Raw genomic sequence first — 24,693 nt, 5'->3', positions numbered from 1 at the left:
ACAATCAATTGCACCGCTTTGAAATTGGCTTACTCAGCCCAACTTCCACCAGCATCGTCTTCCCAAGAGTCATCGCCCCAGCTATCGTCTCCCCAACTATCATCAACGCTTTCATCCGTTGATTGGTTTTGCTTTGCTGGTACATTGCCGTCATACACTTCAAAAGCTCGGGTCTGTAAATACACATCTCGAATAAAGGTATATCGATCACCAAAAATTAATGACTCAGCACTTAGCAAACGTGCACGAGTTTGAACAACGTCTAACGCTAAAGTAGCAAGATATTCTTTATAAGTTAAATCTAAAAACAGCTCTTCACCGTCATCATAGGCCGTGTAATCCACTACTAAACCGGCGCCATCACGCAATGTTGAAGGCCCTAAGAATGGCAAAACCAAATAAGGTCCAGACGAAACACCCCAGTAACCTAAAGTCTGGCCAAAATCCTCATTGTATTCTTTCAAGCCTAGTTCGCTGGCCACATCAAAAATACCAAACCAGCCAGCCGTGCTATTAATCACAAAGCGCCAAGTAGAAGACGCTGTGCCATCCCATTTACCTTGCAACAAGTTATTAACGATATTGCTAATCTCTCCCAAATTCGAGAAGAAGTTCGTAATCCCTTTTTGGGCAGGCGTTGGCGTCACAGCCTTATAACCCTGTGCAACTGGCTTTAATATCGCACCATCAAGAGTATCGTTAAAGGTGAACATGGCACGGTTGAAGCCTTCCCATGGATCTTCTTCCGAAGCAGCAAAGTTCGGCTGACAAAACATCAACAAAAAACTCAAAAATACAGAACCTATTACTTTAAACATTCCACTGCCCTTAATTCATCATTTGCCACATAGCATCAGATTTGAAGTACTTCGCACTCAACAAATCAAACCAATTTTTTCACTTCTTGCCACTGCTTAGAAAGTCGCTTATCAGAAATAGGCTCTAATGTACCAACAGATTGAGCAAACAAAGAAATACGATATTCTTCTAGCATCCAACGGTACTTCACTAATTCTGGGTCGTATAGTGTTTTCTCGTCATGGGCTTTCTTCTGTCTTATATAGGCTTGCCAAAGGCCTTCTAATTCAGACACATAAGCGTTCTCTTTGTTCAAATGATTTTGAAAACGCTCTAAACGCACCTCAATTCCTTTGAAGTAGCGGGGCAATTGTCCAAGCCAAAAAATTGGCGTATTACCGATAAAACCGGGGTAAATCAGCTCACCTAGTTGAAGTTTGATGTCTCCGTAAATTCGAGTCCAAGGTAGTGGAATACTTCCCTTCATTTTCTTCGCCACACCTTGATAAGACGTCAACACACGATAAAGCTGCTCTGCCATCTCATTCGCTACGCTAATCAGGTTCGGTTTATGGGCCGAGACACTTTGCTCAAACTCAGCTTTTGTCCTCGGTAAAGCACGTCCATCTAAAAACACTTTGTCTAAAATGGCATTCAACAAGTCTTCTAATAAAAGTTCTTTCTTGCCGATGGGAGCAAAAATCAACATAGACTCTTTAAGGTGCGGCAGATTTTTTTGCAAATAACGCATTTCTTTATTAAGCGTTAACTTCAATAAAGTAATCACACCTTTTCTGTGGGTTTCGATGGCGGTATTTTGGTCATCAAACATTTTCAATGAAACCTTCTCACCATCCGCGACTAACGCTGGAAACGCCGTCACTTTAATGCCCGCTTGCTTAATTTCTTGACGCTCTGGGATGTCTTGATCTGGCCAAGCAGTTAAGTCTTCTTGCTCATGCTGCTTAGTACCAAACTTAGCAAAGCTCTCTTCAACCAGATCACTAAACTGATTCTGTAGTTGCCCAAGGTCTTTCCCCACACCAAGAATTTTCCCGCGCTCATCCACCACTTCTAAATTCAAAGTAAGATGGGAATCCAATTTCTCCGCATTCCATTCATTCAATGGAATATCAATCAAGGTTTCACGTTTAATTTGTAAGCTGAACTGTTCTAACAAATCCCCTTTGTCTTTAGAGAGGTTCGGGTAAACACGGTCAACAAACTGCGGAATCGGCACAAAACGACGGCGCAAAGCTTTCGGCAAGGAGCGCAACAAGGCTTCACATCTTTCTTTAATAAAACCAGGAACCGCCCAACCTAAATCTTCCAAACTTAGCTGTCTTAGCAAACCAACCGGCACTTTCAATGTCGCGCCATCGGTTGTTTTACCAGGGTCAAATTTATAATCAATCGGCAGCGCCACACCATTCAAACCAAAGGAGTCTGGAAACGCCACGTCATCAACATTCACATCTTGGTTGATTAAATCTTCCCGCGTCATCACTAAAGCGTCGGGAGACTTTTTAACAAAATATTCTAAGCTTTTTAGATTACGAACATCCGCTGGCAAACGCTTATCATAGAAGGCAAACACGACTTCATCATCAACTAAAATATCTCGCGTACGCAATTTGGCTTCTTGCGTTTCCAGTGTTTCCACCAAGGCTTTATTCTTGCGATAGAAAGCCAGTTTAGTCCGTAATTCGCCTTCCACCAGACCAGAACGAATGAATATTTCACGAGCTTCTTCTGGGTTAACATGGCCATAATCAATTCGGCGCTTAGCCACAATCACCAAACCATAAAGCGACACTTGCTCGCTCGCCATGATTCGACCTTGGTTACGCTCAAAATGCGGATCAAAGTATTGACGTTTCACAAAAGGCGCAGCGTATTCTTCGATCCAAGCCGGATCGATTCGTGCCGTGACTCGTGCATAAAGCTTACTGGTTTCTACTAATTCTGCCGCCATAATCCACTGAGGCGGCTTTTTGAACAGCATAGAACCGGGGAAGATAGATAGCTTACGAGAGCGACAGCCTAACATTTCTTTGCTGTCTTCCATTTTGTTCGCCACTTGCGTAAACAAACCTGCTAACAAAGATCGGTGAATCGCTTCATAGTGACGTTCTTCGTGCTGTACTTCTTTAAAGCCAAGTTGTTTGCAAGCAATCATGATTTGTCGATGAATGTCGCGCCATTCTCGCATTCGCATGAAATTCAAAAACTGCTTGCGGCAATATTGGCGAAGTTGATTCTGGGACAAAGCTTGACGCTGAGCCTCAAAACGCTCCCACAAATTCAAGAAAACCGCGAAATCCGAGTCTTCGTCTTTGTCTACGGCATGAGCTTGATCTGACTGGGTTTTCTTATCTTGCGGACGCTCCCTTGGGTCAGGAACCGATAAAGCACTGACAATAACCGCCACTTCTTTTAAAACACTGTGCTTTTCCGCTGCGATCAAGATCCGTCCTAATTTTGGGTCAATCGGCAACTTAGCAAGCTGGCGACCAATGGGCGTTAAACGATCTTTAAATAAAGCCCCCAATTCCGTCAAAGCACGATAACCATCGTTGATCATGCGTTTTTCTGGCATTTCAACAAAAGGAAATTTCTCAACAGCACCGAGTTTCAAGTTCGCCATTTGCAGAATAACCGACGCCAAATTAGTGCGGAATATTTCTGGGTCCGTAAATTCTGGTCGGCTTTCAAAATCCGCCTCATCATAAAGACGAATACAAATACCATCGGCAACACGACCACATCGCCCAGCCCTTTGGTTAGCACTGGCTTGACTGACTTTTTCAATCGGTAATTGCTGAACCTTTGAACGCACACTGTAGCGGCTAATTCGCGCCAAACCGGGATCAATCACATAACGAATGCCCGGAACCGTTAAAGAGGTTTCCGCGACGTTCGTTGATAAAACAATTCGGCGCCCGCCATGTGATTTAAAAATTCGTTGCTGCTCGCTGGTACTTAATCTTGCGTACAAAGGCAACACTTCAGTAGAACGCAATTCGGCTCGGCGTAAAATCTCGGCGGTTTCTCGAATCTCTCGTTCACCCGGCAAAAACACCAAAATATCACCCGCGCCGCGATAACCAGATTGTCGCTCTTCGGCTATCAAGAGCTCAACCGCATCAAGCACACCCTGCTCCATACTTTGGTCTTCATCTAACTCTTCGGAATCAGACTTACTCAATAAAGGCTGGTAACGGATTTCAACAGGGTAAGTTCGACCAGAAACCTCAATAATTGAGGCGTTATTAAAGTGTTCGGAAAAACGCTCAACGTCGATGGTTGCAGACGTCACAATCACCTTTAAATCAGGGCGAGCCGCCAATACTTGCTTTAAATACCCTAACAAGAAATCGATGTTTAAGCTGCGTTCGTGAGCTTCATCTATGATGATGGTGTCGTATTTGTATAAAAACTTATCTTGTTGAATTTCTGCGAGAAGAATACCGTCCGTCATTAATTTGATGAGCGTTTCTTCATTACTCTCATCATTAAAACGCACTTGAAAACCGACTTGTTCTCCAAGCTTCACTTGCAACTCGTCACTAATGCGCTCTGCCACACTGCGTGCAGCAATCCGTCTTGGTTGAGTATGACCAATTACACCTGCAATACCGCGCCCTGCTTGTAGACACATTTTAGGTAATTGAGTGGTTTTACCAGAACCTGTTTCACCCGCAATAATGACAACTTGGTTATCTTGAATCGCCTTGATAATTTCATCAGCACGAGCTGCAACCGGTAAACTTTCGTCATAAGTGACTTTCGGTAAACAAGTCAATCTGGCTTGATATAAAGCATTCGACTTTTCCGTCATAGCAGACAATTCATTCGCCATACGATCGCTGGGTAAACCGTCTTTTTGACGCTTCGCTAACTGGGCTTTTTTACGGACAATAAGATGACGATCACGAGTCATCACTGCATGATTTTCCATAGTATCTAAAAAGGTATCCTATCTAATTGGGCGCTTACGTCGCTGAGCACTTTCACTTATAAGTGCTGCGTTTTATACAAGCATGGCTTAATAACTTAGCGTCGCGCGTCGCTTCTATCTATATAGTTGGAAATTCTAACATTAATCCCCATCAAGAGGTTATAGTGAAACCAATATGCTGCGACCATCGGCAGCAATCATTCAACGACCAATAAAAAAGGAAGTGGTATGTCTAACCAAGTATTTGAAGATAACTCTCTTACCATTGGCAATACGCCTTTAGTACGTTTAAACCGCATCGGTAATGGCAACATCTGGGCGAAACTAGAATCGCGTAACCCAGCCTTTTCTGTGAAATGCCGTATCGGTGCAAACATGGTTTGGGACGCTGAAAAGAAAGGCATTTTAACCAAAGGCAAATCCATTGTTGAAGCATCAAGTGGTAACACAGGCATTGCCTTATGTTTCGTTGCTGCGTCTCGCGGTTACCCAATTACCATTACTATGCCATCTAGCATGAGTATTGAACGTCGCCAAGTCATGAAAGCACTTGGCGCCAATATTGTTTTGACTGAGCCAGCAAAAGGCATGAAAGGCGCTATTGCGAAAGCAGAAGAAATTGCTCAAGACGACAACTTCGTACACCTTCAGCAGTTTGAAAACGCAGCAAACCCAGAAATTCATGAAAAAACCACTGGTCCAGAAATTTGGAAGGACACAAATGGTGAAATTGATGTTTTAGTAGCTGGCGTAGGAACAGGCGGAACCATTACTGGCGTAAGTCGTTACATTAAAAACACACAAGGCAAAGCCATCACAAGTGTTGCGGTAGAACCAACCACCTCGCCTGTTATTACACAAACAATGAGTGGTGAAGATCCAACACCAGCGCCTCATAAAATCCAAGGCATAGGTGCAGGATTCATCCCTAAAAACCTAGATTTGTCTATCGTTGACCGTGTTGAACAAGTCTCCAATGAAGACGCTATCGCCATGGCAAAACGCTTGATGCGAGAAGAAGGTATCTTGTGCGGTATTTCTTGTGGTGCGGCGGTTGTTGCGGCAGAGCGTTTAAGCCAAGAAGCCGATTTTAAAGGTAAGAAAATCGTCGTCGTATTACCAGATTCAGGTGAACGCTATTTGTCTACTGCGCTTTTCGAAGGTGAGTTTACGGACAACGAACTGGTTCAGTAAAGCTTTTTATGACATACAAAAATCCCGCTTAGGCAAAAGCTTAAGCGGGATTTTTTGCTGTAAGCAAAAGAGTAAAAGCCTTTTGCTTAATGGATTTTCTTTGTACCGTAACGAACCATGTCTTTGCCGTTCTCGAATACTTCTTCTGTTACCCAACGCCCCAATACTAATTGCTGCTTATCATCTAAAACGGCAACAAACGGACGGCCATCGCTGTTACTTCTTGCTAAGGCAACACCTGCAACGTTTTCCAATCCTAAAGTGCCCATCTCAATGACACGTAAAAAAGCTTCAAGTTCTTCGAGTGTCAGTATCACATCGTTATCATTAATCATTCTATCTACTCTGTTACATCAATAATGGCGCTAGGATAACAGCAATCGAAGCGTGATAAAAACGACAAAAGCAACTTAATGAACTCAAAAGCTTGAACCTTCTTGCTTGAGAAATTCAACTTCTTCTGGTGTTGATAGCCGCCCTAAAATCGCATTTCGATGAGGGTAGCGACCGAACCTATCGATGATAACCTTGTGTTTGTGTTCAAATTCTAAATTACTTGCATTACCCAATGATTCAAACAGCGTCACGGCCTCCATATGAATCAATTTTGATTCACTGTGCATAAAGGGCATGTATAAGAAGCTCCGCTCCACTGTAGCCAACCCTGTATCAAAGCCTTTCGAGATAGCAAACTGAGCCAATGCCAAACCTAAAGCATCACATGCAAAGGACTCCGACTTATCCCGATAAATGTTTCGTGTAAATTGATCGAGAATAATGACTTCAGCAAGACTACCCAATGCTGTCTCTCGCCAACTAAAAAGCTCTCCGGCTTTGGCCTGCTCATGAAGTGAACCAAAACGACTTTGGATCATGTCATCAAATGCAGTGTCTTTTTGCCACCAGTGCTTTGGCTCCAGCTCAGAAAACCAGAAGTCTATGATGTCTTTGTACATTGATACTCTCCACTTATTATTCGCTTCAGGACTTCTTCACTCTTTAATATATAAGCATACTCACCTTGTAGATTCGAAAGGGACATATTGTGAACCGTTTCCGCTGTTTGTAATTGACCTCTAAAGTCTTTCATATCAAAAGTACAAGTAGCATCAGAAACAACAAAGGTTTCATAACCCAAATTACCTGACATTCTCGCGATCGCTTCGACAGAGTTATTTGTTATCACCTCCACAATGACGACCTCCGAGATGCTTCTCTCTTGCAGATAATCATCAAGGTTTGTTCGGATAAATGCGCTGTTCGTGCCTTTTTCTATAATACTTTCAGAGCCAAAAGGCATGACAACTTGTTTAAAATCGTTCCCTACAGGGGGGAGTTATAAATAAAGGCGGGAGTGTCATTGTCTTCTGCAATGTAGAATAAAGCCCTTCTTTTTATGAAGCAAAAAGAAGGGCTAAAAGCAGCTAGCTAGGCGCTCTTGCCACAGCATTTTTTGTATTTTTTACCGTTGCCGCAAATGCAAGGATCGTTACGGCCAATTTTTGGTTGGTCACGTTTAACAGGAGCAACAGGGGCGCAGCAACTAGAGTTACTGCAGCAGCTATCTTCAACTGAGTTAGAAGCGTCTACTGATTCATGATTGCTAGTCATAATTTGAAAATACCTTAAAAAATTTAAAACAGTCTATTTCATAATGAAGGACACAAATAAGCAGAACAATTCTCATTGATCCGATTTCGAAGAATTGTACCCTATTCTACCAATTACAATACGCAGGTGATTCTAAATAGATTCGCTCTTAATCGAGATGATCAATTCATTCATGAGCTTTGACCAACCTCGTCTTTATTTAAAAGAGGAAGCGCAGCTTATTTTCTACAGTTTGCACAAAATGGCTTCTTTAAATGGCACACATACGCGTTTACATATTTTCAAAACCGGAGTCTGACATTTTCCTAAATATTCCCTTTGAGAAATGGAAAAGGAGCAATCAAAGCTCCGCTTTAATCTGGCAGATAACTTCCCCGCCGTCGAAAACGCAAAGCTCCCCTTCTTCCATTTGTTCCCATTTTTCATCTTGGGTTAGAGGTTGTGTCGCAATGACAGTGACGACATCTTTGTCTGTAGTGACTTCTTTGAAGTCGATGATGACATCTTCGTCCGATAAGGTCGCTTTTTTAAAGGGTGCTCGGCGGGTAATCCAATGAAGTTTGGTGGTGCAGAAGCAATATAATTTGTCGCCATCGGACAGCATCATATTGAAGACGCCACGAGCTTTCAGTTGCAACGCGAGTTCAGATAAAGCACCAGAGAGCATTTCTAGAGAAGGTTCATTTTCACCAAATCGTGATTGCAGTTGCTCTATGATCCAGCAAAAAGCTCGCTCTGAATCTGTGCTGCCAAGCGGGTGATGTTGAGCGATTGGTAATGCGTCCGCATTTTCCAATTGTCCGTTATGAGCGTAAGACCATGTTTTACCCCACAACAATCGACTAAACGGATGTGTATTCAGTAAGCAGACACCGCCAACATTGGCTTGACGGATGTGACTAATAACAATATCGCACTTTAATGAAGTGCTGCTTATGATTTCTGCCATGTCTGAATCAGCGCTTGGTCTTGGGTCGTGTACTGACCACACATCGCCATCACGATACATGGCCATTCCCCAGCCATCTTTATGCGGCCCTGTTCGGCCTCCTCGCGCGCGTAACCCTGAAAAACTAAAACATATATCCGTTGGCACATTCGCACTCATGCCTAATAACTCACACATTGTTTACTTCATCGCCTTTTTTTGATTTATTTTTCTTCGCGAGTCGGTACAAGAAAATACCGCCACCAATAATAACTATGGCACCTAAGTTCAAGGCAGCATACATCATCCACTCTGTTGTGGATAATCCACCAGCTTCTTCCTGCGTTAGTTCGCTTTCTAATTCTCCTGTGATCTCATTATTCGTATCTGGCAATGTTGGTTCTGTTTCGCCTTCCACTTTCACTTCATTCACAACAGTAATCTCAGGTGGAACAAGAATTGGCATAACATCTCGATTAGAAGACGGCACAGGCGTCACTAAAAGGCCTTGTAGCGCTTCGTCTCCTAATTGAACCGTCGCAGCGTTTTCTCCTTCTCGGTCAAAATGCCAATAAGGCGTCCAATAATCAAAACGCATTCCTGTTTGTGTCACACCGATCAATCTGGCTCTGACTTTAGCATGTTGGTCTTCTGCAACCGGCACTACTTTTTCCCAGTATCCTTGGCCAATCAACGGCATGAGCTCTGTTTGTATCACACCACTCTCGTCAGTAAATTCGATCTGAACATTGGAGCGCATCACATTGAGCTTCAAATTCACCGGTTTTGCTGAAAAAGTCACCAAATTACTGCCTGAATTCATGCCTTCAAACTCAATTCCAGGATGAACTGAAAAGTATTGAGTCAATTGACGAGAAAAAGTTTTTCCGTCAATTTTAGTGGTTAACTCATAGTTTCCGGCCTCACGAATGCCTTCGATACTCTGTTTAAACTGGCTGTTTCTTTTAGGAATAGCATTAGAAAAAACGACATCTTTGTTTTCTCCATTTAGACGCGACAGAGTTTGCTTAACGCTTAGCAAATTCAATATGTCTTCGTCTTGAATCAATATATTGTCTTGAAATAACCCTACTGTGGAATAAATAGGCTCATTTTGAAAAACCACCGGAGCCACTTTGGTTACTTGTGCGCTCAAATCAGTAATAACTCGAATACTACTTCGCTCTAAATCCACATTACTGATTTGCCATTCTCCCGAATCAGGTTCAGTAATGGTGATCAAAGTATAATGATTGGACACGGCAACCGAGGTGTCATCTCCATTTACCAAAGACAGAATCTGATCATTGGGTTTCAAGATATGAGGCTGCATGCCATATTCGTGGAAGACAACCAGTGTTAACTCTTCAATCGCATCGTCTACAAGGAAACGATTACCATCGAATGGCAACTCATCAGAAGGCGCTGCTTGCGTAAAAATACGGTCGAATGTGTCTAATAAATCTTCAGGAATCGCTACTTCCGTGTGCGTTGCGTCTGTTTTGAGAGAAAGTGTTTCGAGCAGTTCTTTGTCCGTATAGCCTGTCATGGAAATAGTATGAAGATGAATTCCTTGCGACTCTAGCGCACTGGTTAGTTCATTTAAAATACGATTACGAGACGCTTGGTTTATCGCATCATCAAGGCTGATATCCACCATACCGTCTGTCACAAGAATCCAATGCTGATTAAAGCTTGGCTCAAGGTCGTTGTTGCTTGGTGTTTCTAACAACTCTTTGATAATGGCTTCTAAGTCAGTTTGAACGTCTTGCGTCACATAACTATCAACATAGCTGGCCAGTTTCGCTTTGGTGTTTTTGTTGACAACAGATTCAGGTAATAAAACACGAGGAACTTCGCCAAATAGCCAAATTCCCAGTGTGGCTTTTTTTTCGGGAGCAAGGTTGGAAATAAGGCGTAAGGCTTCTGAGGTAAGTTTGTCTGGATCACTGATTAGCATACTGCCAGAAGCATCAACAATAACACGGAATTGCGTATCAGCCTGACTGATGGGAGCCCAAAACAATAAGGCCGCAGAGAAAAACAACACAGTATTTACTTTCAACCACTTCACGTTTGCGAACTCCTTGAACTACTTTGCTGACATTAGTGACCATTGTTGATTTAGGTTAGATCATAAGGCTCCGGCATGCCATGAACCCATTTTATAATATAGGTGTCCCACTCCTCTTCTTCGACCGTATTTTCATTCACTGCGTAATGCTGAACAGTTAAACCTTGGCGAAGCATTTCTTTGCCGTTACCAACAACCAAAGGATGCCAGTTCGGTAACTCTTTCGTTTCATGTAAAACTCGGTAGCTGCAGGTATCGGGCAACCACTGAAATTCGTCAATTTTATCTGGCGTCAGTGTAATACAACCCGGCACTTTAGACTGACGAGTCTCATACACTTTACACTGACTCGCGCCAACGTCTAACTGATGACAAGAAAGTGTAGTATAGAAAATCTCGTCTGTTTCATCATCTTGTAGCTTTTGTAAACAACACTTCCCGCAGCCATCACAAATGGATTCCCACTCATCTGGAGACATATTCTCCAGTAGTGTAGTTTTCCAAAAAGGCTCAAAATGCTTTGCAATCATAATGTCTAATAACCATCGTTTTTAGCAAGTACTGTTAGTAAACAGATTCTGTGGGTGTTTTATACAAGTCTAGCAAGTAGTCGTCTTTCGCTGGAGGCATTTGCAAATAGAAACCTTTTTCGCGAATCGCCTCAGTAACTTTTTCTGGTGTCGTTCGTGCAAGCTTACTTTCGCTAGTCAACAGCATGGTCATGGCGCTTACGCCTTTTCCAAAGCGTGCCATCAAATCTTCTGGGATATCTGTCAAACCGACCTTTTTTTCAACGTATAGATACATTCCGTCATGCTTTGAAGAACGAAAAACTTCTACTATTAAATGCTGTTTCATAATTTACTCTAGGTGGCTTACACCATGTTAGGGCTTTTTAAATTGTTCTAATATTGGATTGATAATTGTATCCCGACGCCAGCCTGTCATTGCCGGATTAGTCCAATCCATTGCACTACCATCAAATAAATGACGAACCAAAGGATCTAGTAATTTGCGCTTCAGCATTGCTTCTGGCGCGATTTGTAATTCTGCTGCTCGCTCACGAACGAAGGCTTTAACCTTTTTGCTTAACTCGCCCGTTTGAGAAGGCAAAGGCATTTCCAATGACAATTGGTATTCGTCTTCTGACAGCTCTTTTACCAAAGCAACATTTTGCAAAATAACATCGCCATATAAACGATGCTGTCGTCCAGTTAGCTCTTCCGCTTCCGAAATGGCTTTATGGTGAGTCGGCAAAATTTTAGACAACGACCATAATGTGCGATCTTTCAGAATCTGTCCTTTCGGTACGTCTTCTTTTCGAGCTTGCTCATCTCGCCAGATAAACAGCAAACGCAACAAAGTCAGCCCTTCTGGAGACAAACGCCATGCTGTCTTCACGTTCGACCAATTTTGTTCTGGATCAGAATTCATCTTGTATTGCCATTTCAAAGACTCACCGTCTTCAATGGCCCACTCAAGCATATCCTTCTCTTGTAAACGAGCAACTTGCAAAGGGTAAACCTTGGCTAAATACACAACATCCAAAGCAGCGTAACGCTTTTGAGCATCGGTTAATGGGCGTTGAGTCCAGTCAGAACGAGTTTCATCTTTCGCTACTTCAATCTGTAAATATTCATAAATTAGCTTCACATAACTCAAAGACCATTGACCGCTCGCATAGGCTTCACCGATTTGCGTGTCGTAAAAAGGCATGGGTAAAACGCCTAATAAACGGTCGAATACATCTAAATCTTCGGAACAAGCATGGAACACTTTCATGACATCTGGGTTGACCATCAAGGCTTTCAATGGCGCCCACTCATCAATGTTTAAAGGATCAATCAGTACAGCTTTGTCGCCTTCACTGATTTGAATAAGCCCTGTAATGGGGAAATAAGTGGAACGTCGAATGAACTCAGTATCAACGGCAATAACAGGCAGTTGCGCCCAATAGTCACACCAGCTCAATAGAGATTCGTTATCCGCTACCCAAATAATATTCAGAGCATCATCTTGATCATTCATACTAAAGTGTTTTCCGTCCCTCTAGCGCTAACGCCAAAGTGTTGCCATCAACGTATTCCAACTCGCCGCCCATAGGCACGCCATGAGCAATACGACTCACGTTGATGTTCAATGTTTTTAGTTTCTCAGCAATATAATGGCAAGTCGCCTCACCTTCTACCGTTGAGTTGGTGGCAATAATCACTTCTTCTACTTTGTTGTGTTGAACCAAAGTTTCCAAGCGATCCAAGCCTAATTCTTCTGGGCCAATGCCATCAATCGGAGACAAATGCCCTAGCAAAACGAAATAACGCCCTGAAAAACTACCTGCCGACTCAATTGCTATGACATCTGCAGGAGTTTCAACAATACAAAGGCGTGTCGCATCTCGTTCTGTGTCCTGACAAATCTGACACTCCGTTTCTTCTGTCAATGTACGACAGCTTGAGCAACGCCCAACTTTGTCGAGCGCTTCTCGTAATGCTTCTGCCAGTCTGTCTGCCCCTTGATGATCACGTTCTAATAAATACAGCGCCATTTTCTGAGCTGATCTAGGCCCAACTCCTGGCAAGCAACGTAATGATTCAATCAGTTCTTTAATTAAGGGACTAAACAAAGCAAACTCCTAGAAAGGCATTTTGAAGCCTGGTGGCAAAGACATACCTGCTGTTGCTGCTGCCATTTTTTCTTTCTGACTAACTTCAATGTTGCGTACAGCATCGTTTACCGCCGCCGCGATTAGGTCTTCTAACATTTCTTTATCGTCTTCGAACAAAGAATCATCGATAGAAACACGTTTTACATCATGACGACCTGTCATCACGATTTTAACAAGGCCGGCACCGGCTTGGCCTTCCACTTCCATATTGGCAACTTCTTCTTGCGCTTTCTGCATGTTTTCTTGCATCTGCTGCGCTTGGCGCATCATGTTACCCATACCACCTTTAAACATAACTTTCTCTCCAATTAAGCTTTAACTTTTACAGTATCATAAACCAATTGTGCGCCCATCGTTGTCGATAAAGCCTGCACAACTGGGTGTGAATTCAAATGTTCTATTGCAACTTGTAAGGCTTCTGCCCGTTTACTCGCTGCAAACTCTTCTGCCGTAACACCTGTGGTATCTTCAACCGTGTCGATAATCAAAGGCACTGTCATAGCAAAGAAATCGCCCAGAGCACCTTGAATTTGCTCGTAACGCGTTTGATTCAACATATGCCCATATTCCAGTGGAACTTCTAAACGAACACCATGATCGCTTGCATCTACTAAACTGGAATTCATTAATATATTCTGTACCAATCCTGTTAAAGGTAGGCGCGGCGCCACCAACCACCAGAGTTTCATGGTTAGCTCATTATAGTGGTTCAATTCTGGCAACGGCATTCCCAATGCTGGCTGAGCTATTGTATCTGGCACTTTTGACAGACGTAAGTCAGGCCCGTTGCGCTCTTGTTGAACTTCCTCTTCAATCGTTTCAAGAGGATCAGCACTTAAAGCATCAACCAATTCCGCTGCTGGGTTATAAGGGTCTACAACATCTGCAATGGCTCTTTCTTCTGCTTCTTCCTCGTCAAAATCTTGAGGCTCTTCCGCAAACGCATCTTCTTTTACAACGAAAGACTTGACCGTTTCTGGAACCGCTCGTTCAACTAAGTCAGCGGAGTTCGTCTCTTCGTTGAGTTCTTCTGTCGGCCCTAAAGATTCGCTTTGAGCATTTGTTATTTCTTCTTCAGCAATTTCCTCTGAACGCTCAACATGCACTTCTGGCGTTTCAGGCTCTACTGACATTTCTGATTCTTCTGTTAACTCAGAGTCGCTGTTTACAACGTCCAATTCTTCAGGAGCCTCTTCCCAAGGCGGCCGAGCTTCTGACGATAATTCAACAGGCTTGCTAGTTTCTGAAACTGCCTCATCTGATTCTTCTAATTGAGTAGGCGTTCCTACCTCAATTTGCGCTGTTTTTTTTTCTGCTTCGCTGTTTTTTGTTTCAGGTCCTTCTGAATAAGTCGAAGCCGCTTCGCCCGTCATGGGCGCACTAACAACAGGAACAGCCGACATATCATGGCTGACCGTCATAGGCGGCGCAGGGCGAAATGCGATCAGCCTTAACATAAGCATTTCAAAACCTGCACGAGCCGAATGAGCAAGATGTAAGTCACGGCGACCAATGAGCAAGCTTTGATACATAACCTGTATCTCTTCAGAACTCACATTTTGCGCTATGGATTTGATTCGGGATAAATCCCCTAGCTGATCCAATAACGCACCTGGCACTTGCTGCTCAATCGCGACACGGTGCAAACACTCTAATAAGCTGCCGCAAATTGCCGTAAAGTCTGGTTGGTAATCCGCCAATTGTTCGATTCGAGATAAAACATCTTCGGCATTTTTAGACGCTACACTTTCTAGTAAATCCAATATTTGAGTTTGGTTCACTAAGCCAAGCATGGACGTCACGCCAGACTCAGAAATACTGCCATTACCAAAAGCAATCGCTTGATCCGTCAAACTTAACGCATCACGCATACTGCCATTGGCAGCCTGACCAATTTGCCACAACGCGGGTTGGTCAAACGTCACTTGCTCTGTTGCCAGAACCGTTTGCAGATAATCCACCACTCGCTGCGGCGACATATTCTTCAAATTGAACTGCAAACAGCGAGACAAAATAGTGACAGGAAGTTTCTGAGGATCTGTGGTCGCCAGTAGAAACTTAACATGCTCTGGCGGCTCTTCTAACGTTTTTAATAAAGCATTAAAGGAGTGAGTAGATAACATATGCACCTCATCTATCAGGTACACTTTAAAGCGTCCACGAGTTGGTGCGTATTGAACGTTTTCCAATAACTCTCGCGTGTCTTCAACCTTGGTACGAGAAGCAGCATCAACCTCAATCAAGTCAACAAATCGACCTTCGACTATTTCGCGGCAACTGTCACAGGTTCCACAAGGTTCTGGAGAGATTCCATTAGTTTCACAGTTTAAGCATTTAGCAAAAATACGTGCAATGGTGGTTTTACCAACACCACGAGTCCCAGTAAATAAATACGCGTGATGCAAACGCTGTTGACGCAACGCATTCACCAACGCCTGAAGTACGTGATCTTGCCCTGCCATTTCTAGGAAGGTCTGCGGGCGCCATTTGCGTGCTAAAACTTGATAACTCATGATGGATTCTGGCTAATAAAAAGCGATTTTTCATTGTACGGTAGTCCGAGCAATTTCGAAACCACTCTTCGTATCTTGTGTAGCATGTATTCGGAGGAAACCACAAGAAAATTTCACTATAAAGATCAATAGTTTGGATTTAAACCAAAATCGCCCGACAAGGTCGAGCGATTTCTTTAAGGGCTAGTTTGCTTCCGCTTCACGTATCTTACGCTGGCGCTCTTTTTCCAGCACTTTTTCTAGGCGATGCTTTTCTACCGCACTCAATACTTCTGCACCAATGTGTTCTTCACCGCGGGAACGAGCTAATTGAACTTGGCGCTCGCGTTCAATAAAACGCTGACGCTGCTCGTCGGTAAACTTATCAAAACAATGAACGCAGCTCACACCTTGTGTGTAACACTCGTCTTGCTTTTCCTCTTCAGTGATTGGCATACGACAAGCATGACATTGGTCGTATTCGCCTTTTTCTAAATCGTGGTTAACGGAGACGCGATTATCAAAAACAAAGCATTCTCCTTCCCACATAGTGTTTTCTTTTGGTACTTCTTCTAAATATTTTAGAATGCCGCCTTCAAGGTGATACACCTCTTCAAAACCTTGCTCTAGCATGTAAGCCGTGGATTTTTCACAACGAATACCGCCAGTGCAAAACATCGCCACTTTCTTTTGTTTCTGTGGGTCCATGTTTTCTTTAACGTAGTCAGGAAACTCACGAAAAGTATCTGTTTTTGGATTCACTGCGTTTTTAAAAGTACCAATCTGAACTTCATAATCATTACGTGTATCAACCAACACCACATCAGGGTCTGAAATAAGATCGTTCCAGTCTTTCGGCTTCACATAGGTTCCAACCACACGCTTTGGGTCAATACCTTCAACGCCCATGGTAACGATTTCTTTCTTCAATTTAACTTTTGTTCGATAGAAAGGCATATCTTCGTCGTAAGACTCTTTCGACACAATATTGTCTAATCCAGGCTGTTTGTCTAACCAAGCCAACAAAATATCAATACCTTCACGGGACCCTGCTACGGTACCGTTAATACCTTCATTCGCAAGCAACAAGGTGCCACGAATACCATTATCTTCTAACGTTTTTTGTAATGGTTCACGAATGGATTCAAAATTAGGCAGGTCAACAAATTTATAAAGGGCACAAACAACAACTTTCGACATTTTCTATCTCCTATGCGATCTGGAACGTAAAACCAGAGCAATTAAACAAGGCGCGCATTATAGAGATTTATAATGGTTTTTTCGAGGCTGTTTTGATAAAAATTGCCATTTTCATCATAGGATCAAAAACATGAGTCTACTGATCTGGATCGAGGCTTTTCCCTGTCGTGCTATTAACCCGAAACCAACCCGCAATACTGTGCCGAGTTCGATGCGCCACAACCACTTCATGATAAAAGCATTCACTTAGAAATATTGCCAAGCGACCTTTTTTAGGAAAGAAGCGACCGACTTCGATGTCGGGATTATGCTCATCGTAAATCACCAATTCACCACCATCACCCTCTTGCCAATTTTCATTCAAATACAAAACAGTAGACAGAACACGGTTACTTTCGCCTTTGAAAGCATCCACGTGCTTCTCATAAAAAGCGCCTTTTTCATAACGGGCAAAATGGGCTTCATAATCAAATAAGCCAATAAAAAGGTAGCGATTTAACACCACGCGCAAGCTTTCCATTACTTTCAAGAAATCTGTTCTGATCGGTTTATCAGGGTCGATCCACTGAATGTAATCACGTCGGGCGTCTTGCAATATTTGGTGATCTTGCTTGCGCCCAACACCTGCCAACTGCATTTGAACATTTTCAATGTTTTCCGCCTCGTCCACTAACGCCTGAGTAAAATCCGCAGAAAAGAAATCATCCTGAATACTCCAACCTTTGGTCCTCAAGTCCATTAAGAGGTTTGCAAAAGGCTCTTCTCGACTAAACACCGGAATAGAGTTTTCTATATAAAGTTTTTTTACTGACCAAGTGTCGACAGGCATAGATAGATTAATCACTTCTAAAAGGGCAAAATTAACAAGACAGTTATATTACTTTAGCTCCTCATTTAACACACTAAGATTTCAACACTTATGACTCAGCCTTTTGTATTACGGGATTATCAAAACCAAGCGGTCGAATCCTCTCTTGCTCATTTTCGTAATACAGACGATCCAGCCGTCATTGTTTTGCCTACCGGCGCGGGTAAAAGCTTAGTGATTGCTGAGTTGAGTCGATTAGCCAAAGGCCGTGTTCTTTGTCTTGCTCATGTAAAAGAGCTAGTAGAACAAAATCACACCAAGTTTTTAGCGACAGGGTTTTCTGCGGGAATTTTCTCTGCCGGCTTGAACCAGAAAAGCAGTACAGAAAAAACCACCTTCGCCAGCATTCAATCTATCGCCGCAAATCTAGAGAACTTCCAAGAAGCCATGAGCTTAATCATTATTGATGAGTGCCATCGAGTGGGTATGGAAGAAAGCGGCCAATACAACAAAACACTGGAGCATTTTCGGGCTCTCAACCCTAACGTAAAAATTCTTGGGCTGACTGCAACACCTTATCGCTTAGGCTCTGGTTGGATCTATCAAAACCACTATCATGGCTACACTCGTCAATGTACTAACAGTATTTTCAAAAAATGTATTTTTGAATTACCGCTCCAGCACATGGTGAAAAATGGCTATTTAACGCCACCGATTCATTATGATGCCGCCGTTGCTCATTATGACTTTAGCCTTTTAACCGAAAGCCTAGATGGTGAACAAAACACAGATGACATTGCGCTCAACGAGTTGATACATAAACACCCCAGAGTCACGCAAGCAGTAACAGAGCAAATCATTCAACTTAGTCAAAACAGGCAAGGCGTGATGATTTTTGCCGCCACTATCGATCACGCCAAAGAAATCGTCGGTTACTTGCCGACAGATGAAACTGCTTTAATTACAGGCAAAACCAAGCTCAAAGAAAGAGACGCTTTAATTGAGTCTTTTAAAGCAAAGAAGATCAAATATCTTGTTAATGTTTCTGTTCTGACCACTGGATTTGATGCACCTCATGTGGATGTTATTGCCATTCTACGACCAACACAATCCATTAGCTTATTTCAGCAGATTGTCGGTCGAGGATTAAGACTGAGCCCTGAAAAAAAGGACTGTTTGGTATTGGATTACACCAACAATGGCTACAACATATTTCAACCTGAAATTGGTGAGAAAAAACCAACTCAAGACTCTGTCGCTGTGCAGGTTCATTGCCCTGTGTGCGATTTCGCTAATACATTTTGGGGAAGAAAGGACGCAGAAGGAAACATCCTTGAACACTTCGGCCGCCGTTGTCACGGATTAATTAATTTACCGGATGGCGAAGAACAATGTACATATCGCTTTCGCTTTAAACGCTGCCCACACTGCCATGAAGAAAATGACATTGCCGCTCGACAGTGCCAACATTGCGCAGAAAAGCTCATTGATCCAGATGATCTATTAAGAAGCGCATTAAATCTAAAAAACAATAAAGTCTTACGCTGCGCAGACATTACACCAGAAATAATATGGAAGGAAAAAAGCCTTAAAATAACCTATCACGACGAAGATGGGCTGACACTTTCCGAAACCTTTCGTTTCAACTATAAAAAGGCACGCCAGTCGTTTAATGATCTGTTCAGCAGAAGAATCGCCAATGGCAGCCAATCTATTCAATTCGATACATTAGAAGAAGTAGAAAGATTTTTACCCTACCTACCCACTCCAGACTTCGTTATCGCTAAAAAGCAAAAACAGCATTGGCAGGTAACAGAACGCTTATTTGATTATCAAGGCCTCTATCGAAAAGCCAATGAGCTTAATTAGCAGATGATTTTCGACTCTTAAGGGCATTTCGGTAAGACATTTCAAACGGCAAATTTAAGCGCTTTAGTTGGTCGATAGCATGCATGCCTAACTCTCCTTTTGGCACGCCGTTTAATAAAACATGCCAGTAGTTCGCAATCATATTGTCACTAAAAATAGTGGCTGTTTGTTCATCTACTCCAACTTGCTTAAAACGCTTACTAATACCTTCTGAAATCACCATCATTTGACTCGTATGAAAGCCGCCTTTTGCCAAGCTGTCCAATAAAACTTGTCTTGTAAATTCAGCGTATTCGTCATAGAACTCAAACAACATTTTGGCCGTTTGAATCAAATAATCAATCGGTGAAGCGCAAGCTTTTTGCGCCATAACAGCTTCTCGTAAGGCCGTATCCATTTCATCGAAGAAAATATCTTTTACTAGGGAGAGTTTATCTGGAAAGTGAACAAACAAAGTGCCGACCGCAACACCGGCTTGAGTACTCAAATAGCGTGTACTCGTAGCTTCTATACCTTGTTTTAAGAAAGCATCTTTAGCAACCGCTTTGATTTTAGATCGTGTATTGGCTTTTTGCTGTTGACGAAGACTCACCTATCTCTCTCCCTTATACTGAATACTTGGAGAGTCTAGCTTGTCTTATTTTTAATGACGAGAGTTTTCAATAATCCTAGATAAATTATCGAACAGAACTCATTTTAGGCAGGAAGGATTTATCAAGGGATTCAGATAGGTCTTTCATAAAGTCGCGAATTCGTTCTGCGTTTACACCAAAATCACCACCTCCCGTTCTGGAGCTAGAGCGCATGTCCACACGAACTTGGTTCTCTTCGACCCGCATGACTCGAATCACAACATCATCGCGGAAACCAAAGACGGGAGTTCGAGCTGTCGCTTCAATAACGCCAACTTGAGAATAATTAGCCACGACTTCCCAACCCCTTTTCCCAACAAGCTCAGAAATGGCCAAGTAAACATTAGCTTTATCAAGGCGCGTGAACAAAGGCTGTATTTCAGGATAATATTTGTGCTGAATAAAGGCAAAACCTTCATTGTAACTAACATCATTTTCTTTCGTCTTACGAATAAAACTGACATTCATATAGGAAGGCGGTGTGTCTATGTCTGTCGTAATATCATTAATCTTCGGCAAACCTGACTTCTGTACATAAAACACAATCCACATTGAGCTATAAACAAATGAGACTGTTAGCACCAAAATGAAAAAACGCTGACCTGCAATATTATTTTCTTTCCGGCAAACACACAATGAACCAATGGCTAAAACAGACAAAATTAAAGAGGCAAAAACACTTTCCCTTAGCATGGAGAAGCCAGTTGAAGGGTCAAAAAGCCCAACTCGCACACCTGCAATGGAAATAAATGCCATACACCCCACTAGCATAAGGAGGATATACAGCACCGGAGAGATATAACGACTCATAAATAACTCATAGTACAAAAAGAATATTGAACACAATATCGCGTGTTGCAGCCAACGAACAGGAGTAAAAGGGAGGTTTCTACTCATTCCTTTGTATTTGCATATTTTTAGTCAAGATTACGTTAAATATCTAATACTTAAACGTAATTTTTCAAAATTCGGCTGCCTAATATGTTTTAATAGAAGCATTCAAGTTTTGTAGACGTTTAAAAGATAATCATCATAATATCGACCCTCAACTATTAGACTTATTAAGCAAGCATTCGATTCATGGTATCCAACCTTAAACCACATTGTGTCGACATTCTTCGCGAGCAATGCAAACAAGAATCCATGAGACCTTTCCAAGCACGAGGCTCAAATCTTGTACGGTGTCCGCATTGCCTTATGTCTGAAGATGTATGCTTTTGTCATTTAAGAAATACTGACTCTTCACCTATCGAATTTATCTTACTGTTTCATCGAGATGAGATTCACAAACCTACTAACAGCGGACGACTGATCGCAGATTTATTCCCAGATGATACAAAAGCCTATATCTGGAGTCGTACGGAACCATCAAAACCTTTGCTTGAACACCTCAATAAAGTACAGGGAAATTGCACCATCCTTTTTCCAAATACTGATACTGCGAAAGCCCAAGAAAGAGAACTTAGAATTGTTGCGCCTTCAAGCAACGCAACACAAAAGCATACTTTTATCATTCTGGATGGTACATGGAAGCAGGCCAGTAAAATGTTTCACCAAAGCGAATGGCTAAAGCACATTCCGCACTTTGAAGTGAGCAGTGGGGCAAAACGCTCTTTTCTAGTTAGGCATTCTAGCCACAAAATGCAATTTGCAACGGCTGAAGTCACCGCAATGCTCTTAGACACACTCGGCCACTTAGAACAAAGCCAGAAGCTGCTTCACTACTACCAAGCTTTTAATAAACGGTGTCTTAATAGCCGCAGACGATATGAAGCGCCATAAAACAGCGCTCAAAAATGAAAGAAAATTACAGAATGGAAAAGCACGAATTAAGACGTTCTCAATAACAAATTCACCCATCCATTAGAGTGAAACTGTGCTGCCTGTTTCTTCTTTTTTCCAACCAAAACAGGACCATTATCAAGAAACAAGAATGCCTTCCATGTTCGTTTAAAAACGCTCCATGAAAGCTCAAATACTAATTCATTGTGGCAGCAAAAAAAGACGGTTGTATCCTCTCCCCAATTCGCAAAATGCGTCAGTAATTCCTCTGGTAATTCCACTTGCTCACTGTCCCACGACTTTTCCCATTGAACCTTTATTAACGTAGCTTTGGAAGATTCTGAAGCCAACCAATCTTGATCTGTAAAATGGTCTGGATGAAGTTGATCAGAGCTAATGTAATCCCGCCAAATTTGACCAGCTCTCTGCTCACTTAATAGGCGTATTTTATCCAAATCTTCTTTTTCAACTTTTGGATCATTGCGTTTAAAAATCCAACTTTTTGAAAAGCTTTCTAATGGTTGATACAAGCTGATTTCCTTAACAAATTCTAATGATGAAAAAAACTAACCTTAAGTGTGAAAAAGGATCGTTTGCCGAATATCACGAGTCTATTTAATATTGAAAACGTTGTAATAAAACAACATTCTAACAAACCAAACAGGAGAATATCATGGACTCTCAAGAACAATATGAAGCACTTTTAGCAAAATGGGGCTTTGAAGACACTGGTGCTGCTGACTATGCTCGCCGTCAAAAACGTGCTCGCCAAGTAAAAGCGGTTGTTGCTTTCTTTAAAACAACAGTAAGCACTATCAAAAAGGCCAGCGATCGCCCACAACACCTAAGCCAAGCAAACCTATAATTCCATAGATACAGTCTATAATTATATCGTAAATCACGACTTTAAAGGGGAGAAAAATAATAAAACTCCCTCCCTTTCCTTTCTTAAACATCTTCAAATTCGTTATGATCTGAATTCACTCACAACGAAGTTTATTTTATGCCTCATTCCTATAAAGCAATCATTTTTGACTGCGATGGCGTCATTGTTGACACAGAAACCATGTCTAACAATATTTACACCTCAATGCTGCGCGAACAAGGTTTGGATATAGACAAAAAGACACTTCTCGAGCAATTTACAGGCTTTACAAACCAAGAAACCATGCGTAACGCAGAAAGACTACTCGGCCGTGCTTTACCTGAAAACTTTGATCAAGAATATCGAGAACAATTCCACCAAATGATCATGTCTCAACTTGAACCCATTTCAGGAGTCAGGGAACTACTTCAGAAAATACCCACTCCAATTGCAATGGCGACCAATGCTCGACGCCTTGAAATGGATTTAAAGCTAAACAAAATACAATTAACTGACACCTTCTCCGTTCGATTTTGCGTAGAAGATGTTAAGCACGGAAAGCCTGCGCCAGATCTATATTTAAAAGTGGCTCAAGCACTAAATGTCGCCCCTGCAGATTGCATCGTTATTGAAGACTCTGTAACTGGCATCAAAGCTGGATACGCAGCAGGCATGAAGGTTTTCGCTTATAGCGCGGAAATGGATCAAGCAACTCAGACGGCTGCAGGTGCAACCGCCTGTTTTGACTCTATGAGTGATTTGGAAATATTGCTTGGTCTTAGTTAGAAACCGATTGCAATTGTTTAAGCAGACTCTTAGGTAGATCCTTGATAACTAAGGCTCCTGAGTCTGCATCAAACACAACAGACTCCCCTAATAATTCACTGTCAAAACTTAAAGTCAAAGCACGGGAACTGCCCGATAAGCGAGTTAGTTTTTTTAGAGCCGCTTTCTCAACAAAAATCTCTTTCTCCATTTTAAAGCTATCTGAATCTGCAATTTCTAAAAACTTGTTTGCTTGCTCGATAGAAAAACGAGATTCAACTTCAGAAGCAATCGACTTAATCTCAAGAGGCTCGCGATCTTCCGCTCTCGCTTGGCAATGCTCGGAAACCACTTTTTTAAAGTCATTTGCCTGTTTAGAAGGCAAGCCTTCTGATTGGCAAAACGCTGATGTTAGATCCACTAATTTACGTGTCTCTTTTGCCGCAGCCTTAGGCTCATCACAACCAATAAACTGAGTAAAGTACTCACTCTCAAATTTAGGCGCACGACCAAATCGAAAAGCAATATATCGACCCTCATCTTCTCCTTGCCAAGCGGTCAAATTGATACGCAATGCCATATGCAATTTTTCCATTTCAATTTGCTCAACTTGAGACAGACTAAGGTCAGCGCCAAGGCCAATCCCTTGTTTACGCTTCAACATGACGATGTATAAAAAGTGGGTATCATGTAACTCGTAATGGTTAAACCACAACAAGCCACCACCCGCTTCTTCTACTGGCTCAAGATGCTTCAAATACTCCGCCGCACATTCTTTTGTAAACGCAGAAAAATCTAAAAATGCATTATCTTTAAAATACTTAGTAAGTAAGGCTGGAAGCTGTGCTCCTTCTTCACTCCCTTGAGGATTAGCAAATCGTCCAGTGTTCATTCCAGAGCGATTAAATAAATTCGTCACCTGAGCAGAAAGCGCTTCAGCTTGCCCATCAACAGGGTTCTCATTAGGGCGTGCAATTAATATTGCCTTACGTTCGCCTTCATGTTTTTGAATCTCATGCACAATTAAGTTGCTAATAGACACCAGCTAC

At 42.2% G+C, this 24,693-nt stretch carries 24 protein-coding genes and 1 pseudogene; 5 read left to right on the top strand and 20 right to left on the bottom strand.

Features of this window, described 5'->3' with window-relative positions; genetic code table 11:
* Positions 1–29: 29 nt before the first annotated feature.
* Both ABFY09_RS11830 and hrpA read right to left on the bottom strand, forming a co-directional pair.
* Positions 30–818: a VacJ family lipoprotein gene (locus ABFY09_RS11830; protein ID WP_347984523.1), complete on the bottom strand. Its 789-nt coding sequence runs from the start codon at positions 816–818 to the stop codon at positions 30–32.
* A gap of 65 nt (positions 819–883) precedes the next feature.
* A complete protein-coding gene (gene hrpA / locus ABFY09_RS11825) occupies positions 884–4,741 on the bottom strand; it encodes an ATP-dependent RNA helicase HrpA (RefSeq protein ID WP_347984556.1) in 3,858 nt (1,285 codons plus the stop codon).
* 246 nt (positions 4,742–4,987) lie between these two features.
* On the opposite strand from hrpA, the gene cysK reads away from it, so the two are divergent.
* On the top strand, positions 4,988–5,953 hold the full coding sequence (gene cysK / locus ABFY09_RS11820; RefSeq protein ID WP_347984522.1) for a cysteine synthase A: 966 nt from the start codon (positions 4,988–4,990) through the stop codon (positions 5,951–5,953).
* An 86-nt stretch (positions 5,954–6,039) separates the two neighbouring features.
* Here cysK and ABFY09_RS11815 read toward each other — a convergent pair whose 3' ends face one another.
* From ABFY09_RS11815 to ABFY09_RS11750, 14 genes and pseudogenes are all read right to left on the bottom strand, one after another.
* Positions 6,040–6,288 carry a hypothetical protein gene (locus ABFY09_RS11815; RefSeq protein ID WP_347984521.1) on the bottom strand — a complete coding sequence of 83 codons (249 nt, stop codon included), beginning with the start codon at positions 6,286–6,288 and terminating at the stop codon, positions 6,040–6,042.
* Positions 6,289–6,372: 84 nt separating this feature from the next.
* A complete protein-coding gene (locus ABFY09_RS11810) occupies positions 6,373–6,909 on the bottom strand; it encodes a DUF924 family protein (protein ID WP_347984520.1) in 537 nt (178 codons plus the stop codon).
* Positions 6,891–7,265, bottom strand: a pseudogene (locus tag ABFY09_RS11805) (isochorismatase family protein); the annotation flags it as partial. The pseudogene ABFY09_RS11805 and the gene ABFY09_RS11810, both read right to left, overlap by 19 nt.
* A gap of 116 nt (positions 7,266–7,381) precedes the next feature.
* Positions 7,382–7,564 (bottom strand): SEC-C metal-binding domain-containing protein, encoded by a 183-nt coding sequence (locus ABFY09_RS11800; protein WP_347984519.1) that lies wholly within the window; start codon positions 7,562–7,564, stop codon positions 7,382–7,384.
* 340 nt (positions 7,565–7,904) lie between these two features.
* Positions 7,905–8,690, bottom strand: coding sequence for a class II glutamine amidotransferase (locus ABFY09_RS11795; protein ID WP_347984518.1), 786 nt, complete (start codon positions 8,688–8,690; stop codon positions 7,905–7,907).
* The gene (locus ABFY09_RS11790) at positions 8,683–10,566 is read right to left on the bottom strand and encodes a vWA domain-containing protein (RefSeq protein WP_347984517.1); all 1,884 of its coding nucleotides are present in this window, start codon (positions 10,564–10,566) and stop codon (positions 8,683–8,685) included. The genes ABFY09_RS11795 and ABFY09_RS11790 overlap by 8 nt, the downstream gene beginning before the upstream one ends.
* 50 nt (positions 10,567–10,616) lie before the next feature.
* Positions 10,617–11,096 (bottom strand): YcgN family cysteine cluster protein, encoded by a 480-nt coding sequence (locus ABFY09_RS11785; protein WP_347984516.1) that lies wholly within the window; start codon positions 11,094–11,096, stop codon positions 10,617–10,619.
* A 34-nt stretch (positions 11,097–11,130) separates the two neighbouring features.
* Positions 11,131–11,424: a YcgL domain-containing protein gene (locus ABFY09_RS11780; RefSeq protein WP_347984515.1), complete on the bottom strand. Its 294-nt coding sequence runs from the start codon at positions 11,422–11,424 to the stop codon at positions 11,131–11,133.
* Positions 11,425–11,451: 27 nt separating this feature from the next.
* Positions 11,452–12,594 (bottom strand): ribonuclease D, encoded by a 1,143-nt coding sequence (rnd, locus tag ABFY09_RS11775; RefSeq protein ID WP_347984514.1) that lies wholly within the window; start codon positions 12,592–12,594, stop codon positions 11,452–11,454.
* A gap of 1 nt (position 12,595) precedes the next feature.
* A complete protein-coding gene (gene recR, locus ABFY09_RS11770) occupies positions 12,596–13,189 on the bottom strand; it encodes a recombination mediator RecR (protein ID WP_347984513.1) in 594 nt (197 codons plus the stop codon).
* A gap of 9 nt (positions 13,190–13,198) precedes the next feature.
* Complete coding sequence (locus ABFY09_RS11765) at positions 13,199–13,525, bottom strand: YbaB/EbfC family nucleoid-associated protein (RefSeq protein ID WP_347984512.1); 327 nt, start codon at positions 13,523–13,525, stop codon at positions 13,199–13,201.
* A gap of 14 nt (positions 13,526–13,539) precedes the next feature.
* The gene (gene dnaX / locus ABFY09_RS11760) at positions 13,540–15,744 is read right to left on the bottom strand and encodes a DNA polymerase III subunit gamma/tau (RefSeq protein WP_347984511.1); all 2,205 of its coding nucleotides are present in this window, start codon (positions 15,742–15,744) and stop codon (positions 13,540–13,542) included.
* A 183-nt stretch (positions 15,745–15,927) separates the two neighbouring features.
* On the bottom strand, positions 15,928–16,923 hold the full coding sequence (locus ABFY09_RS11755) for a rhodanese-related sulfurtransferase (RefSeq protein ID WP_347984510.1): 996 nt from the start codon (positions 16,921–16,923) through the stop codon (positions 15,928–15,930).
* 136 nt (positions 16,924–17,059) lie between these two features.
* Positions 17,060–17,752, bottom strand: coding sequence for a 2OG-Fe(II) oxygenase (locus ABFY09_RS11750; RefSeq protein ID WP_347984509.1), 693 nt, complete (start codon positions 17,750–17,752; stop codon positions 17,060–17,062).
* Positions 17,753–17,842: 90 nt separating this feature from the next.
* Between ABFY09_RS11750 and ABFY09_RS11745 the strand changes: the two genes are divergently transcribed.
* The gene (locus tag ABFY09_RS11745) at positions 17,843–19,600 is read left to right on the top strand and encodes a DEAD/DEAH box helicase (RefSeq protein ID WP_347984508.1); all 1,758 of its coding nucleotides are present in this window, start codon (positions 17,843–17,845) and stop codon (positions 19,598–19,600) included.
* On the opposite strand, the gene ABFY09_RS11740 is transcribed toward ABFY09_RS11745, so the two are convergent.
* Together ABFY09_RS11740 and ABFY09_RS11735 are read right to left on the bottom strand one after the other, a co-directional pair.
* Positions 19,593–20,192 carry a TetR/AcrR family transcriptional regulator gene (locus ABFY09_RS11740; protein WP_347984507.1) on the bottom strand — a complete coding sequence of 200 codons (600 nt, stop codon included), beginning with the start codon at positions 20,190–20,192 and terminating at the stop codon, positions 19,593–19,595. The genes ABFY09_RS11745 and ABFY09_RS11740 overlap by 8 nt on opposite strands.
* 85 nt (positions 20,193–20,277) lie before the next feature.
* Complete coding sequence (locus tag ABFY09_RS11735; protein ID WP_347984506.1) at positions 20,278–21,042, bottom strand: DUF1499 domain-containing protein; 765 nt, start codon at positions 21,040–21,042, stop codon at positions 20,278–20,280.
* A 270-nt stretch (positions 21,043–21,312) separates the two neighbouring features.
* On the opposite strand from ABFY09_RS11735, the gene ABFY09_RS11730 reads away from it, so the two are divergent.
* Complete coding sequence (locus ABFY09_RS11730; RefSeq protein ID WP_347984505.1) at positions 21,313–22,014, top strand: tRNA-uridine aminocarboxypropyltransferase; 702 nt, start codon at positions 21,313–21,315, stop codon at positions 22,012–22,014.
* 47 nt (positions 22,015–22,061) lie between these two features.
* On the opposite strand, the gene ABFY09_RS11725 is transcribed toward ABFY09_RS11730, so the two are convergent.
* Complete coding sequence (locus tag ABFY09_RS11725) at positions 22,062–22,544, bottom strand: DUF2947 family protein (RefSeq protein WP_347984504.1); 483 nt, start codon at positions 22,542–22,544, stop codon at positions 22,062–22,064.
* Positions 22,545–22,687: 143 nt separating this feature from the next.
* Between ABFY09_RS11725 and ABFY09_RS11720 the strand changes: the two genes are divergently transcribed.
* Together ABFY09_RS11720 and ABFY09_RS11715 are read left to right on the top strand one after the other, a co-directional pair.
* Complete coding sequence (locus ABFY09_RS11720; protein ID WP_347984503.1) at positions 22,688–22,879, top strand: hypothetical protein; 192 nt, start codon at positions 22,688–22,690, stop codon at positions 22,877–22,879.
* A gap of 138 nt (positions 22,880–23,017) precedes the next feature.
* On the top strand, positions 23,018–23,665 hold the full coding sequence (locus ABFY09_RS11715; protein WP_347984502.1) for an HAD family phosphatase: 648 nt from the start codon (positions 23,018–23,020) through the stop codon (positions 23,663–23,665).
* Here ABFY09_RS11715 and ABFY09_RS11710 read toward each other — a convergent pair.
* The gene (locus ABFY09_RS11710; RefSeq protein WP_347984501.1) at positions 23,658–24,686 is read right to left on the bottom strand and encodes a nucleoid-associated protein; all 1,029 of its coding nucleotides are present in this window, start codon (positions 24,684–24,686) and stop codon (positions 23,658–23,660) included. The genes ABFY09_RS11715 and ABFY09_RS11710 overlap by 8 nt on opposite strands.
* Positions 24,687–24,693 lie beyond the last annotated feature (7 nt).

It is taken from the genome of Marinomonas sp. 5E14-1 (genome assembly GCF_039939215.1).
In the GTDB taxonomy this organism is placed as follows: domain Bacteria; phylum Pseudomonadota; class Gammaproteobacteria; order Pseudomonadales; family Marinomonadaceae; genus Marinomonas.
Note: the sequence above shows the minus strand (reverse complement) of the source record. Positions and strands in the feature narration are given on the sequence as shown.

Coding starts and splice junctions, on each gene's coding strand:
- ABFY09_RS11830 (WP_347984523.1), bottom strand. CDS start 818: ATGTTTAAAGTAATAGGTTCTGTATTTTTGAGTTTTTTGTTGATGTTT.
- hrpA (WP_347984556.1), bottom strand. CDS start 4,741: ATGACTCGTGATCGTCATCTTATTGTCCGTAAAAAAGCCCAGTTAGCG.
- cysK (WP_347984522.1), top strand. CDS start 4,988: ATGTCTAACCAAGTATTTGAAGATAACTCTCTTACCATTGGCAATACG.
- ABFY09_RS11815 (WP_347984521.1), bottom strand. CDS start 6,288: ATGATTAATGATAACGATGTGATACTGACACTCGAAGAACTTGAAGCT.
- ABFY09_RS11810 (WP_347984520.1), bottom strand. CDS start 6,909: ATGTACAAAGACATCATAGACTTCTGGTTTTCTGAGCTGGAGCCAAAG.
- ABFY09_RS11800 (WP_347984519.1), bottom strand. CDS start 7,564: ATGACTAGCAATCATGAATCAGTAGACGCTTCTAACTCAGTTGAAGAT.
- ABFY09_RS11795 (WP_347984518.1), bottom strand. CDS start 8,690: ATGTGTGAGTTATTAGGCATGAGTGCGAATGTGCCAACGGATATATGT.
- ABFY09_RS11785 (WP_347984516.1), bottom strand. CDS start 11,096: ATGATTGCAAAGCATTTTGAGCCTTTTTGGAAAACTACACTACTGGAG.
- ABFY09_RS11780 (WP_347984515.1), bottom strand. CDS start 11,424: ATGAAACAGCATTTAATAGTAGAAGTTTTTCGTTCTTCAAAGCATGAC.
- rnd (WP_347984514.1), bottom strand. CDS start 12,594: ATGAATGATCAAGATGATGCTCTGAATATTATTTGGGTAGCGGATAAC.
- ABFY09_RS11765 (WP_347984512.1), bottom strand. CDS start 13,525: ATGTTTAAAGGTGGTATGGGTAACATGATGCGCCAAGCGCAGCAGATG.
- dnaX (WP_347984511.1), bottom strand. CDS start 15,744: ATGAGTTATCAAGTTTTAGCACGCAAATGGCGCCCGCAGACCTTCCTA.
- ABFY09_RS11755 (WP_347984510.1), bottom strand. CDS start 16,923: ATGTCGAAAGTTGTTGTTTGTGCCCTTTATAAATTTGTTGACCTGCCT.
- ABFY09_RS11750 (WP_347984509.1), bottom strand. CDS start 17,752: ATGCCTGTCGACACTTGGTCAGTAAAAAAACTTTATATAGAAAACTCT.
- ABFY09_RS11745 (WP_347984508.1), top strand. CDS start 17,843: ATGACTCAGCCTTTTGTATTACGGGATTATCAAAACCAAGCGGTCGAA.
- ABFY09_RS11735 (WP_347984506.1), bottom strand. CDS start 21,042: ATGAGTCGTTATATCTCTCCGGTGCTGTATATCCTCCTTATGCTAGTG.
- ABFY09_RS11730 (WP_347984505.1), top strand. CDS start 21,313: ATGGTATCCAACCTTAAACCACATTGTGTCGACATTCTTCGCGAGCAA.
- ABFY09_RS11720 (WP_347984503.1), top strand. CDS start 22,688: ATGGACTCTCAAGAACAATATGAAGCACTTTTAGCAAAATGGGGCTTT.
- ABFY09_RS11715 (WP_347984502.1), top strand. CDS start 23,018: ATGCCTCATTCCTATAAAGCAATCATTTTTGACTGCGATGGCGTCATT.